The sequence below is a fragment of the Streptomyces sp. 351MFTsu5.1 genome (genome assembly GCF_000383655.1).
Lineage (GTDB): Bacteria > Actinomycetota > Actinomycetes > Streptomycetales > Streptomycetaceae > Streptomyces > Streptomyces griseorubiginosus.
The window spans coordinates 432,801-446,227 of the sequence record NZ_KB911777.1; the positions used below are offsets into that span (position 1 = coordinate 432,801).

Genomic DNA, 13,427 nt, shown 5'->3' on the forward strand with positions numbered 1-13,427 from the left:
CTGGTGGGAGGGGTTCGCTGAACGGACCGCGGCGCTGGGCCGACGCCCGGCCCGGTGATGGGCTCGACACCGTACCCCCCGCATCCGTACGGAAGGACTCGTATGTCACCAGCACCCAAGAGCCACTACGCGGACGGCGCGGGCATCCGTTACCACTACCACGACCTCGGTTCGGGACCCGACACCGTTTTCCTGCACGGCGGCGGCCCCGGCTGCACCGCATGGAGCGACTTCGGGCCGGTGGCGCCGCTGTTCGCGGCCGACCGGCGCTGTCTGCTCGTCGACATCCACCAGTACGGCAGGTCGGAGAAGTCGCGCATCGAGGGTCCGATGTGGGACCACCACGCGGCGAAGACCGTCGGCCTGCTGGACACGCTCGGCGTCGACCGCGCCGACTTCGTGTGCAACTCGTGGGGTGGCACCATCGCCCTCAACCTCGCCGCGAAGTACCCCGACCGCGTCCGGTCCCTCGTGATCACCGGCAGCATGCCGGTCTTCTACGGGCCCCTCGCCCCCCTCCCCGAGAACGGTCACCGCGGCCGCACCGCCCGCGACGTCTACTACGGCGGTGAGGGTCCCACCCGCGAGAAGATGCGCCGGCTCATCACGACGCTGGAGTGGTACGACGGCGCGCAACTCCCCGAGGAGACCCTGACCCTGCGCTACGAGCAGAGCCTCGACGAGGGCGAGCGCTCACTCGCCGCCATGTCCGACTCGCCGCGCGGCGACTGGCAGGACCTCACCGGGGAACTGGGCCGCATCCAGGCTCCGACGCTGTTCATATGGGGCATGCAGGACGCCTTCCTCACCCCGGACTACCCGCTGATGCTCGCCCGCATGGTGCCCAGCGGCAGCCTCCACGTGATGGACCACGCCTCCCACCACCTCCAGGAAGAGCGCCCTGAGGCCTACCACTCGGTGGTCAGCGGCTTCCTCGACTCCCTGAACTGAACCCCTTCCTCCCCCGCCCTTCACACGGAGTGCAGCCATGTCCATCTGGACCGAGATCAGCCCCACCCCCTTCCGCGTCGAGTACGTCGACGCCGCCGGAGTCCGCACCCGCACCCTGCGCGCCGGCGACCCGGACGCCCAGGCCGTCGTCTTCCTGCACGGCACCAGCGGCCACCTGGAGGCCTTCGCGCGCAACATCACCGCGCACGCCGCCTACGACCTGCACGCCATCGACATGCTCGGCCACGGCTGGACCGGCAAGCCCGACAAGCCGTACGAGATCGCCGACTACGTCGCCCACCTGCTGGACTACCTGGACGCCGTCGGCGTCGACAGCGTCCACATCGTCGGTGAGTCCCTGGGAGGCTGGGTCGGCGCCCGCGCCGCCGTCGAGCACCCGGAGCGGGTGCGCAGCCTGCAACTCCTGTGCTCCGGGGGCACCGTGGCCAACCCCGAGGTGATGGAGCGCATCCGCACCAGCACCAAGAAGGCCGTCACCTCCGACGACATCGACCTCACCCGCAAGCGGATGCGGCTGCTCATGGCCGACGACGCCTCCGCCACCGAGGAGTTGGTCGAGATCCGGCACGCGATCTACCACACGCCCGAGTTCGTCGCGGGCGTCGACAACCTCCTCTCCCTCCAGCAGATGGAGCGCCGCCAGCGCAATCTGCTGCGCCCCGAGCACCTGGCACAGATCACCCAGCCGACGCTGGTGGTGTGGGGACGGCAGAACCCGTTCGGCGACACCCCCGAGGCGACGGCGCTGCACGAGGGCATCCCGGGCTCGCGCCTCGAACTGTTCGAGAACTGCGGGCACTGGCCGCAGCACGAGCAGGCCGAGCGCTACAACGCCCTCAGCCTCGAGTTCATCGCCAAGGCCGCCGGCTGATGCGGGCCGTACGCTTCCACTCCTGGGGCGCCGCCCCGGTCCTCGACGAGCTGCCGGAGCCCGTCCGCGCGCCCGGTGAGGTCCTGGTCCAGGTCACGGCAGGGGGCGTCTCCCATCTCGACGCCACCGTCGCCGCCGGTGACTTCCAGCTCAAGCCTGCCCTGCCGTACGTCGGCGGGGTCGAGGGCGCGGGGACGGTCCTGGAGTCCGACGCCGACTCCGGTCTCGCACCCGGTACGCAGGTCGTGCTGCGCGGCGGTGGCCTGGGGCTGCTGCGCGACGGCACATGGGCCGAGCGGGTCAGCGTGCAGCGCAAGGCCGTCACACCCCTCGCCGCTCCGCTCGATCCCGCGGTGGCGGCGAGTTTCTTCGTCCCCGCCACGACCGCGTATGTGGCGCTGCACGATGTCGCGCGCATCGAGCGGGACGAGGACGTCGTCGTGGTGGGCGCCGCCGGCGCGGTAGGCGCGATGGTGGTCCAGCAGGCGCTGGCCGCTGGTGCACGGGTGACCGGTGTGGTCGGCAGGGAGGATCAGCTCGCGGACGTCCCGAAGGGGGCGGAGGCCGTCACGCTGGACGACGCGGAAGGTCTCGCCTCCGAGTGGTCGGCCTCGCTGCTGGTCGACACGCTCGGCGGCAGCGGGCTGATCGGCCGCAGCCGCTGGGTGCGGCAGGGCGGACGCGCCGTCGTCATCGGGTACGTGGCTGGCCCGCGCGTCGAGCTCGATCTGCCGACCTGGCTGCTTGACGAGGTGGCGCTGCTGCCGGTGAACATGATCCGCCAGGAGCGGCGGGCCCGCGAGGTCTCGGAGGACCTGGTCCGGCGGCTCTCGGAAGGTGAACTGACCCTGGCCGTCGAGGAGTTCGACCTCGCGGAGGCGCCCGCGGCACTCGACGCCCTGCGGCGCGGGCGCGTGCGGGGGCGGGCCGTGCTGCTTCCCGGGTGAGGGCCCGGCAGCACACGGCGTCGCCGGAATGAGGGGTGGGGGAACCGGCCGGCCGGTTCCCCCACCCCTCGCGACTGCACGCACCACACACCAAGAGCCCCGGCCCATGCGGCGCTAGCCGCACCGGTCCCACGTCCGCGCGGTCACCCCCCGCTCCCGCAGGACGGACTTGCGCACCTTCCCCGTCTCCGTGAGCGGCAACGCGGCGACCACGTCCACATAGCGCGGCACCGCGAACGCGGGAAGCTCCCGGACGCAGTGCCGCGCCACCTGCGCCGGATCCAGCGTGCGGCCGGAACGCGGGACGACCGCCACCATCACTTCGTCCTCGGCGAGTGCGGACGGCACCGGGAAGGCGGCCACCTCGGCCACGTCAGGATGCTCCCGCACCGCGGTCTCCACCTCGTAGGAGGAGATGTTCTCGCCCCGGCGGCGGATGCAGTCCTTGACGCGGTCGACGAAGCGGAACCAGCCCTCGGCATCGCGCACCACGCGGTCCCCGGTGCGGCGCCACGCACCCGGATCCGGGGCCGCGTCACCCAGGTAGCCCGTACTGAAGGCATGGTGCAGGTCGGTGCGGACGACCAGCTCACCAGGCGTCCCGTCGGGCACGCGGGTGAGGTCCGCGTCGACCACCCGTGCCTCGAAGCCGTCGCGCACCCTGCCCATGGACCCGGGCCGGCAGTCCTCCGGCACGGAGCCGATGACGAGGTTCGTTTCCGTGGAGCCGAACCCGTCGACGAGCACCACCCCGAACCGCTCCCGGACGTCACCCCACAGCTCGCCGGGCGTACCCGGGCCGAGACCGCGCCATGCCCGGTGCGCGCGGTCGGCGGGCCCGGACGGCTGCGCGAGCAGCATCGGCACCATGGCGCCGAGCAGGTACACGCAGGTGGCGCCCGCCGCATCCGCCCGCGCCCAGTACCTCGACGCGGAGAACCGGCGGTCCACGACCACCGAGGCCCCCACCGTCATGGCCTGGGCCAGCGTGTTCAGGGCGTTGGTGTGGAACAGGGGCAGGCACGTGTAGAGGGTGTCGTCGGCGGTCAGCCGCAGCGAGTCGGCCACGTTGCGCCCCCACCACACGAACTGGGCGTGCGGACAGCGCACTCCGCGGGAGGGCCCGGTGGTGCCGGAGGTGAACAGGACGGCGGCCGTGTCACCGGGGCGGGAGGGATGGGGATCGCGTGTGCGCTTGCCCCCGCGAACGGCCGTCGGCGGCTCATCCGCACCCACCACCCGCACCTGCCCCGCGTATCCCACCTCCGCCACACGCCCGGACAGCTCCTCCTCGACGTACAGGAACCGTGGCTGCGACGCGTCGAGCGCGTGCCGGAGCAGCCGTCCGTGCAGTGCGGTGTTGAGCGGGACCACCACCGCCCCGAGCCAGGCGCAGCCCAGCACGAGGTCGATCAGTTCGACGCGGTTGGAGAGCAGCGCGGCGACCCGGTCGCCCGGACGGCAGCCCCGCGCCGCCAGCGCGCCCGCCGTCGTGACAGCGGCCTCGCGGGTCTGCGCGTAGGTGCGCCGGGTGTCGCCGACGGTGAGGAACACCCGGTCGCCGTGGCGGGCGGCCGCCGCGTCGAGCAGGCCGGGGATCGTCAAGCGGTTCATGAACGGATGCTGGCCGCCCGCCTCCGCGTGATCAAGGCCGGTGGTTCGCTGACCGGTCCGTCGCAGGCCACGGTCCGTTCACCGGAACAAGTTCATGGGAAGCCGTCGCACCGCGCCCGATGCTCGTGCCGCACACCCACCGAAGCAGGAGGCCACGACGAGATGACCACGAGCGAACGACCCCCCGCCGTTGAGAAAGCCGCCGCGAAGGAACCGGTCAGGGCGCGCCGCGCATCCGCCGACAAGCTCGGCCGGCAGGACTGGTCGTCCTGGCCCCACTACGACGCGGCGGCGTCCGGCTTCCGCGGCTACTGGTACCCGGTCACCTGGTCGAGCCACATCACCGGCGACCCGAAGCCGTTCACGCTCTGCGGCGAGAAGATCACGCTGATCCGCGACAGCGGCACGGTGTACGCCCTGCACAACCGCTGCCCGCACCGGGGTGTCCCGCTGTCCGAGGGCAACCAGCAGTTCCCGGGCACCGTCAGCTGCCCCTACCACGGCTGGACCTTCGACCTGCCCACGGGCAAGCTGTCGGCGGTCATCACCGACGGCCCGGGCTGCCGGCTCACGGGCAAGCTGGGCGTGCGCACGTACGCCGTCGAGGAGCGGCTCGGCATGGTCTGGGTGTACGTCCCGGTCGCCGAGGAGGAGCCGCACCCGATCGACGAGCAGCTTCCCGAGGAACTGGTGTCGAACGCCTTCGTGATGGGCGGCCGCATCGAGCCGCGCGGCGGCAACTGGCGCTTCGCCTGCGAGAACGGCTTCGACGAAGGGCACGCCAAGTACCTGCACCGCACGGCGCTGTGGCGGCTGTTCAAGCCGATGCCGACATGGAACATCACCCGGATCGTGCCGCAGGGCCGCTGGATCTACCGCGTCCAGGACGAGGTCTACTGGGAGGCCGACTTCCCCGGTGTCGGACGCTGGTCCAACAAGCGGTGGTGGAAGAAGCAGCCGCCCAAGGAGACCTTCAACCTCGGCAACACCGGCAAGGCCGACAGCGTCGACCCGGTGATCGAAGCCCAGGAGTTCCCCGGCTTCGCGTCCCTGTCGATGCCGGGTGTGCTGCGGATCGCCTACCCCAAGTTCATCCACTACGAGTTCTACGTCCCGGTCGACGCCGACCACCACCAGTACGTCGGCGTCATGGTCAACTTCAAGCAGGGCTGGGACACGCTGCGCTTCTACGCCAAGTACCTGGGTGCCGTCCGCTGGCTCTTCCACGGCCAGTTCTCCGGACAGGACGCCTGGATGGTCGACGTGACCGACGCGCCCCCCGAGAAGCTCTACCGCCCCGACGTGTCGCTGACCTCCTGGCGCAACCTCAGCGAGGAGGAGTACGGCAAGAAGCTCGCGGCCGCCGGAGTCACCGTCCCCACCACCGACGAGGAGGCCTGACCGTGGCCCGCACCCTGTTCAAGATCCTGCTCGGTGTCGCCGTCGCCGTGGCGCTCCCCCGTGCCGGCCGCCGCTTCGCGCGGACGACGATGACCCAGGTTCACCGGATCAACCAGTGACCGGCCTCCGCAACGCCGACGGGCTCCACGGGCTCAGTGACCAGCGGCGCTCCTGGGTGACCGAGGCCTGGCGCCATGTCACCGACGAGCGGCTGCGCGAGCTGGTCGTCGGCCTGGTCGGCGTGCCGAGCCCGACCGGCGACGAGCGCCCCCTCGCCGAGCACATCGCCGCGACCCTCGCATCCGCGGGCCTGCGCGCGGTCACCCAGCCGATCGACGCACGCCAGGCGAACGCCTGGGCCCGCCTCGAAGGCGACGGCACCGGCCCCGACCTGATGCTGTACGCCCCCGTCGACACGCTCACCGTCGGCAACGAGAGCGAGGACGTGCCGTGGATCGGGCCGAAGCTGCGCGAGGACATGCGCCCCGAGGCGACGGTCTACGACGATCTGGTGACCGGCCTGGGCGCCTCCAACCCCAAGGGGCACGCGGCCTGCGTGATGATGGCGGCCGAGGCGATCGCGCTGGCCGGTGTCCCGCTGACCGGGGATCTGGTGGCCGCGTTCGGGGCCGGCGGCATGCCCACCAACGCGCGGCCCGGCAGTTCCCGCCGCAACACCGGGCAGGGCGCCGGCTGCTCGTTCCTCCTCGAACAGGGCGTCTACACCGACTACGCGGTCATCGCCAAACCCGGCTGGACCGTGTCGTGGGACGAGGTCGGCCTGGTGTGGTTCGAGGTGACGGTGCACGGGACCCACACCTATGTGGGCTCGCGCCACCGGCTCCCGTACGACAACGCGATCAGCCGTGCCGCGGACGTCGTACGGCATCTGGAGGAGTGGTTCTCCGACTACGCGAAGCGGCACACCGGCGGGACGGTCGCGCCGCAGGGCGTCGTGTCGTCGGTGCGGGGCGGCTGGCCGCGGATGGCCGCGGTGACCCCGGCGGCCTGCACCCTGCGGGTCGATCTGCGGATCGCGCCGGACGTGACGCCGATGCAGGCCAAGCGGGAATTCACCGCGGCCCTGGCGGAGTTGCGGCGGGCCGTGCCGGGCCTCGACGCCACGGTCGAGATGATCCTGGCCGTCCCGGGGACCACCACCAGCCGGGAGAGCTGGGTCTTCCGCAGCGCGGTCGCCGGCTGGGAGGCCCTCGAAGGACGCCCGCACGAGGTGGTGGACGGCAACAGCGGTGCGACCGACGCCAACATCCTGCGCGGGCGCGGCATCCCGACCGTGCGCGTCGGCATGCCGAAGGTCACCGAGGCACCGTTCGACATCGACTTCGCCCGCGGCATGAACACCGTCTCCGTCCGGGAGATGCAGAAACTGACCCGTCACCTGATCCGTACCGCGGTCGACACCGTCACCCGTTCCCGCGCGGAATGCGACTCCCCCGCGGCGCCGGAAGGAGCAACGACATGAGCGACATCGTGCTCGGCGTGGGCGCGTCCCACAGCACCCTGATGAACACCCACTGGGAACAGACCCTCCACAAGGACCGCGCCGAACGCTTCCGCGACGCCCTCGGCGCGGCCCGGGACGAACTGGCCCGGACCGGGGCCGACACCGTCGTCCTGATCGGTTCGAACCACTTCCGCGGATTCTGGCTCGATCTCATCCCGCCGTTCACGCTGGGCGTCGGGGAGTGCGTCGCGAGCGGCGAATCCGGAACCCCGAAGGGCCCGCAGCCGGTGGACGTGCCGCTCGCCCGGCACATCGCCGACTCGCTGGTGGAGAGCGGACGCTTCGATCCCGCGTTCTCCGCCCGGCTCCAGATCGACCACGGGCAGACGCATGCCATCCAGTACCTGCTCGACGGGCTGGGAGTCGAGATCGTGCCTCTGGTGGTGAACGTCTTCGCGCACCCGCTGCCGACCCTGGAGCGGTGCGCGGAACTGGGTCACGCCATCCGCGAGGCCGTGCTCGCCTTCCCCGGCGACCGACGCGTCGCGGTGGTCGGCTCCGGCGGTCTCTCACACCGCCTGCCCTGGCCGGACTGGCGCGAACCGCACGGCGACGACGAGGAGTTCATGGTCGGCGCGTGGCTCGACGGCCGCGACAACTGGCAGGACTACGACACGCGCCGACGCGAGATCATCCGTGCCGCCGAAGCCTCCCTCACCCCGGAGTTCGACGACGAGTTCCTCACACTCCTCGAACGCGGCGAGGCCCATCGCCTCACCGAGTTCACGAGCGCCGAGCTGGAGGAGGCCGCCGGCAACGGGGCCCAGGAGCTGCGGACCTGGCTGATGATGGCCGCCGCCCTCGGCCACGCGCCCGCACGGCGGCTGGCGTACGAGCCGATGCCCGAGTGGCTCACCGGGATGGCCGTCGCGGTCATCGACCCGGTGGCCGTGGACGCGGGGCAGTCGGCATGAAAACGCCGGCCGAGGTATCCGTGGCCGGTCACCACCCCCTCGCCGTACAGGCGCCGCACGGCTTCGTGCTCTCCGCGCACGGCGCCGCGCCCGGCCCCGCCGATGCGGCCGGGGCCACGGAGGCGGGCGGCACCGACCCCATGAACTCCGTTCTGGGCAAGGTCCGCCCCATCCTGGAGGCGTTCACGTCCGACGACGCCGCCCTCTCCCTCGCCGAGCTGGTCCGTCGCTCGGGGGCGGCCAAGGCCACGGTGCACCGGCTGGCCCAGGAACTGGTCGCGTGGGGGCTGTTGGAGCGGGAGGGCTGTGACTACCGCCTCGGTCTGCGTCTGTTCGAGCTCGGGCAGCGGGTGCACCGCCAGCGCATCCTGCGCGAGGCCGTGCAGCCCTACATGGAGGACCTGCTCCTGATCACCCGGGAGACCATCCACTTCGCCATCCACGACAGCCTGGACGTCGTCTACCTGGACAAGATCTTCCCGCACCGCGGGCTGAACGCCGAGTCACGCGTGGCGGGCCGGCTGCCCCTGTACTGCACGGGCACCGGCAAGGCGATCCTCGCTCACTCGCCGCCGTCGCTCTTCGTGGACGTCGTCCGGGGCGGCCTCAAACCGCTGACCCGGCACACGGTGGTCTCACCGGGGCGTCTTCGCGCCCAGCTCGACCGCATCCGGGAAGAGGGCATCGCGCTGGAGTCGGAGGAGATCAGGCTCGGTTACGCCAGTCTGGCCGTGCCCGTCTTCGCCGGAGGCACCACACTCGTGGGCGCCCTGTCCATCACCGCGCCCACCTACCGGATGGACGCGGCGGGGCACGCGACAGCGCTACGGACCGCCGCGCTGGGCATCGGCCGCTCCCTGGCCTGAACGCGGGGAAGACAGGATGCGCGGCGCAAGTCCGAAGGGGCCCGGGATGCTCGATTCCCGGGCCCCTCGCCGTGTCGTGAGCCGCTCGCGGTGGGCCCGTCCTGCTCAGCGGACCGACTCCGTAGGGAGAACCCCACCCGCCTTCCTACGCTCGCCGACATGAGCCAACTCACCGACGACACCGGCGTTCTGTCCACCGACGTCCTGATCATCGGCGCCGGTCCGGCGGGTCTGTACGGCGCGTACTACGCCGGGTTCCGCGGCCTGACCGTCACCGTCATGGACGTCCTGCCGCAGCTCGGAGGCCAGGTCAGCGCGATGTACCCCGAGAAGCCGATCTTCGACATCGCCGGGTTCGTCGCCGTGCGGGGCCGCGACCTGGTCGACGGGCTCGTCGCTCAGGCCGAGCCGTACTCGCCTCGCTATCTGCTGGGCCACCGGGCCACGGAGCTGACGTACGACGCGGACGGACTGCCCCTCGTCCACAGCGACCGAGGGACGACCGTGCGGGCCGAGGCCGTCGTCATCACCGGCGGCGTCGGCACCTTCACCCCCCGCCCGCTGCCCGCCGGGGAGGAGTTCCTCGGGCGCGGACTCGACTACTTCGTGCCGGATCCCTCCGTGCACACGGACCGGGACGTGGTGGTCGTCGGCGGCGGTGACAGCGCCTTCGACTGGGCGGCCCTCCTCGCCCCGCTGACCCGGTCGGTCACCCTCGTGCACCGCACCGCGCGCTTCCGTGCCCACGCGGCATCCGTCGACAAGGTCCGCGACCTCGGCGTGGAGATCGTCACCGAATGCGAGGTGAGCCGGCTCATCGGCACCGGCCGGGTGGAGCAGGCGGAACTCCGGCACCGCGTCACCAAGGAAACCCGTCTCGTACCGGCCGGCACCGTGGTGGCCGCGCTCGGCTTCCTCGCCGACCTCGGCCCGCTGCAGCACTGGGGACTGGACCTCAACGCCCGGAAGATCACCGTCGACACCCACATGGCGACCAACCTGCCCCGGGTGTTCGCCGCCGGTGACATCACCGACTACCCGGGCAAGGTCCGCCTCATCTCGGTCGGCTTCGGCGAGGCCGCCACCGCCGTCAACAACGCGGCCACCGTCATCGATCCGGACGCTGCCCTGTTCCCCGGGCACTCCACCGAGAAGGAGCACTGACTCACCATGGCGTACGTCATCGGCGCGTCCTGCGTCGACATCATGGACCGGTCCTGCATGGAGGAATGCCCGGTCGACTGCATCTACGAGGGCGAGCGCAAGCTCTACATCAACCCCGCGGAGTGCATCGACTGCGGGGCCTGCGAAGTCGCCTGTCCCGAGCAGGCCATCACCGTGGACCGCAAGGCGGACCCCGACTTCCGCGAGGACAACCGGCGCTTCTTCACCGAGACGCTCCCCGGCCGCGACAGCGCACTCGGCTCACCGGGCGGGGCCACGCCTCTCGGTCCGGTCGGTGTCGACACCCCGCTGGTGAGCGCCCTGTGAGCGCCGCCGACGTGACGAAGGCGGCGGACGCGCTGCTGACGGCCGAGCGCACCGGCGACGCCTGTCCCCCGGTGCGGTCCCTGCTCCCCGAGGGCGACCTCGACGCCGCATACAGCGTGCAACGCATCAACGTGGCGCGCGGCCTGGAGGCCGGACGCCGCATCACCGGCCGCAAGATCGGGCTGACCTCCCCGGCGGTCCAGGCCCAACTCGGCGTGGCACAACCGGACTTCGGCACCCTCTTCGCCGACATGGCCGTCCCCGACGGCGGTACCGTCCCGGCCGGGCGGCTCATCCAGCCGAAGGTCGAGGCCGAGGTGGCCCTCGTGCTCGGCGCGGACCTGCCGCACCACGACTGCACGGTGGCGGACGTGATCCGGGCGACCGACTTCGCCCTCGCGGCGCTGGAGATCGTCGACAGCCGCAACGCCGACTGGGACATCACCATCGTCGACACCGTCGCCGACAACGCCTCCAGCGGTCTGTACGTGCTCGGCGGCACACCCGTGCCGCTGTCCGGGCTCGATCTGCGGGCCGTACGCATGACGATGACCCGCGACGGAGCACAGGACCCGGTCTCCGAGGGCACCGGCGCCGACTGCCTGGGCAGCCCCCTCAACGCCGCCGTCTGGCTCGCCTCGACGCTGGCCCGCGCCGGGGATCCGCTGCGCGCCGGGGACGTCGTGCTCACCGGGGCCCTGGGCCCGATGGCCGTCGCCGCCCCCGGCAGTCGTTTCGAGGCCCGCATCAGCCAACTGGGCCGCATCAGCGTGCAGTTCGCACCGGAAGGAGACACCGCATGAGCGTCACACGCACCCCGGGCGGCCGCGCGAAAGTCGCCGTCATCGGCTCCGGGAACATCGGCACCGACCTGATGATCAAGATCCTCCGGCTGTCCGAGACGCTGGAGATCGTCGCCATGGCCGGCATCGACCCGGACTCCGACGGCCTGGCCCGCGCCCGCCGGCTGAAGGTGGCCACCACCCACGGCGGCATCGAGGGCCTGGTGAAGACGGACGAGTTCGCGGACGTGGAGTACGTCTTCGACGCGACCTCGGCCGGCGCCCACCGCCACCACGAGGACGTGCTGCGCCCCCTGGGCCGTACGCTGATCGACCTGACCCCGGCGGCCGTCGGCCCGTACGTCGTGCCACCGGTCAACGGGGACGCCCACCTCGACGCCCCGAACGTCAACATGGTCACCTGCGGGGGCCAGGCCACCATTCCGGTCGTCGCCGCGGTCGACGCGGTCACCCCGGTCCACTACGGCGAGATCGTCGCCTCCATCTCCTCGCGCTCGGCCGGTCCCGGCACCCGCGCCAACATCGACGAGTTCACCGAGACGACCTCCTCCGCCGTCGAGAAGGTCGGCGGCGCCGCACGCGGCAAGGCGATCATCATCCTCAACCCGGCCGAACCTCCGCTGATCATGCGGGACACGGTGCACTGCGTCGTCTCCGCCTGCGCCACCGAAGCGGTCACCGCGTCCGTCGAGGACATGGTGGGCAGGGTCCAGGCCTATGTGCCCGGCTACCGCCTCAAGCAGAAGGTGCAGTACGAGACGGTCCGCCCGGGCGACCCGCTGCACACCCTCGCTCCCGCCGGTACCGGCGAAGCGCTCAAGGTGTCCGTGTTCCTCGAAGTCGAGGGCGCCGCCCACTACCTGCCCGCCTACGCCGGCAATCTCGACATCATGACGTCCGCCGCCCTGCGCACCGCGGAACGCATGGCCGCTCAGCACGCGACGGAGGCCACCGCATGACCCGTCTCTACGTCCAGGACGTGACCCTGCGGGACGGTATGCACGCCGTCCGCCACCGCTACACCACCGGCCAGGCGCGTTCCATCGCCGCCGCCCTCGACGCCGCGGGAGTAGCCGCCATCGAGATCGCGCACGGCGACGGGCTGGCGGGCTCCAGCGTCAACTACGGCGTCGGCGCGCACACCGACTGGGAGTGGATCGAGGCCGTCGTCGACGCCACCGGGACCGCGATCCCCACCACGCTCCTCCTCCCGGGCATCGGAACCCTGCACGACCTCCGTCAGGCCCACCGGCTGGGCATCCGTTCGGTGCGCGTCGCCACGCACTGCACCGAGGCCGACATCGCCGCCCAGCACATCGCCGCCGCCCGGGAACTGGGCATGGACGTCGCCGGTTTCCTGATGATGTCCCACATGGCCGAGCCCGCCGAACTGGCCCGCCAGGCCCAGCTCATGGAGTCCTACGGCGCGGCCTGCGTGTACGTCACCGACTCCGGCGGACGCCTCACCATGGACGGCGTACGCGACCGTGTCCGCGCCTACCGCGACGTGCTGGACCCGGCCACCGAACTGGGCATCCACGCCCACCACAACCTCGCACTCGGCGTCGCCAACACGGTCGTGGCCGTGGAAGAGGGGGTGACCCGCGTCGACGCCTCCCTCGCCGGACAGGGAGCGGGCGCGGGCAACTGTCCCCTGGAGGCGTTCGTGGCGGTCGCCGACCTGCTGGGCTGGAAGCACGACTGCACTCTCTTCCCGCTGATGGACGCCGCCGACGACCTCGTCCGCCCCTTGCAGGACCGCGAGGTGCGCGTCGACCGGGAAACCCTCAGCCTCGGCTACGCGGGCGTGTACTCCAGCTTCCTGCGCCACGCGGAGGCGGCCGCCGCACGCTACGGCCTGGACACCCGCGCCATCCTCGTCGAGGTCGGGCGGCGGGGCATGGTCGGCGGCCAGGAGGACATGATCACGGACATCGCTCTCGACCTGACGGCACGAGACGCCGGGTGAGCGGCCGGAGCGGCCCCCTGCGGACCGACACCCGGATCCCGCCTCCCGACCGTG

13 protein-coding genes are annotated in these 13,427 nt (G+C 71.8%); 12 read left to right on the forward strand and 1 reads right to left on the reverse strand.

What is annotated here, in order from left to right; translation table 11 throughout:
* The first annotated feature begins 102 nt into the window (after positions 1-102).
* Genes H295_RS0108520 through H295_RS0108530 form a run of 3 tightly spaced genes read left to right on the forward strand, consistent with a single transcriptional unit; the run spans position 103 to position 2,790 of the window.
* Positions 103-951, forward strand: coding sequence for an alpha/beta fold hydrolase (locus H295_RS0108520; protein WP_020134931.1), 849 nt, complete (start codon positions 103-105; stop codon positions 949-951).
* 37 nt (positions 952-988) lie between these two features.
* Positions 989-1,843 carry an alpha/beta fold hydrolase gene (locus H295_RS0108525; RefSeq protein ID WP_020134932.1) on the forward strand — a complete coding sequence of 285 codons (855 nt, stop codon included), beginning with the start codon at positions 989-991 and terminating at the stop codon, positions 1,841-1,843.
* On the forward strand, positions 1,843-2,790 hold the full coding sequence (locus H295_RS0108530; protein ID WP_020134933.1) for a quinone oxidoreductase family protein: 948 nt from the start codon (positions 1,843-1,845) through the stop codon (positions 2,788-2,790). The genes H295_RS0108525 and H295_RS0108530 overlap by 1 nt, the downstream gene beginning before the upstream one ends.
* 114 nt (positions 2,791-2,904) lie before the next feature.
* On the opposite strand, the gene H295_RS0108535 is transcribed toward H295_RS0108530, so the two are convergent.
* Positions 2,905-4,404, reverse strand: coding sequence for an AMP-binding protein (locus H295_RS0108535; RefSeq protein ID WP_020134934.1), 1,500 nt, complete (start codon positions 4,402-4,404; stop codon positions 2,905-2,907).
* A 162-nt stretch (positions 4,405-4,566) separates the two neighbouring features.
* On the opposite strand from H295_RS0108535, the gene H295_RS0108540 reads away from it, so the two are divergent.
* The 9 genes from H295_RS0108540 (at position 4,567) to dmpG (ending at position 13,373) form a co-directional block, all read left to right on the forward strand.
* Positions 4,567-5,805, forward strand: a complete 1,239-nt coding sequence (locus tag H295_RS0108540) for an aromatic ring-hydroxylating oxygenase subunit alpha (RefSeq protein ID WP_020134935.1) — start codon at positions 4,567-4,569, stop codon at positions 5,803-5,805.
* Positions 5,806-5,920: 115 nt separating this feature from the next.
* Positions 5,921-7,288 (forward strand): M20 family metallopeptidase, encoded by a 1,368-nt coding sequence (locus tag H295_RS42925; protein ID WP_020134937.1) that lies wholly within the window; start codon positions 5,921-5,923, stop codon positions 7,286-7,288.
* Positions 7,285-8,244 (forward strand): 3-carboxyethylcatechol 2,3-dioxygenase, encoded by a 960-nt coding sequence (locus tag H295_RS0108550; protein ID WP_020134938.1) that lies wholly within the window; start codon positions 7,285-7,287, stop codon positions 8,242-8,244. The genes H295_RS42925 and H295_RS0108550 overlap by 4 nt, the downstream gene beginning before the upstream one ends.
* Positions 8,241-9,110 carry an IclR family transcriptional regulator gene (locus H295_RS0108555; RefSeq protein ID WP_078616599.1) on the forward strand — a complete coding sequence of 290 codons (870 nt, stop codon included), beginning with the start codon at positions 8,241-8,243 and terminating at the stop codon, positions 9,108-9,110. The genes H295_RS0108550 and H295_RS0108555 overlap by 4 nt, the downstream gene beginning before the upstream one ends.
* Before the next feature lie 159 nt (positions 9,111-9,269).
* The gene (locus H295_RS0108560; RefSeq protein WP_020134940.1) at positions 9,270-10,274 is read left to right on the forward strand and encodes an NAD(P)/FAD-dependent oxidoreductase; all 1,005 of its coding nucleotides are present in this window, start codon (positions 9,270-9,272) and stop codon (positions 10,272-10,274) included.
* A 6-nt stretch (positions 10,275-10,280) separates the two neighbouring features.
* Positions 10,281-10,601, forward strand: a complete 321-nt coding sequence (fdxA, locus tag H295_RS0108565) for a ferredoxin (RefSeq protein ID WP_020134941.1) — start codon at positions 10,281-10,283, stop codon at positions 10,599-10,601.
* On the forward strand, positions 10,598-11,404 hold the full coding sequence (locus H295_RS0108570) for a 2-keto-4-pentenoate hydratase (RefSeq protein ID WP_020134942.1): 807 nt from the start codon (positions 10,598-10,600) through the stop codon (positions 11,402-11,404). Before fdxA ends, H295_RS0108570 begins: the two co-directional genes overlap by 4 nt.
* A complete protein-coding gene (locus H295_RS0108575) occupies positions 11,401-12,363 on the forward strand; it encodes an acetaldehyde dehydrogenase (acetylating) (protein ID WP_020134943.1) in 963 nt (320 codons plus the stop codon). Before H295_RS0108570 ends, H295_RS0108575 begins: the two co-directional genes overlap by 4 nt.
* Complete coding sequence (dmpG, locus tag H295_RS0108580) at positions 12,360-13,373, forward strand: 4-hydroxy-2-oxovalerate aldolase (RefSeq protein WP_020134944.1); 1,014 nt, start codon at positions 12,360-12,362, stop codon at positions 13,371-13,373. Before H295_RS0108575 ends, dmpG begins: the two co-directional genes overlap by 4 nt.
* The last annotated feature ends 54 nt before the right edge of the window (positions 13,374-13,427 follow it).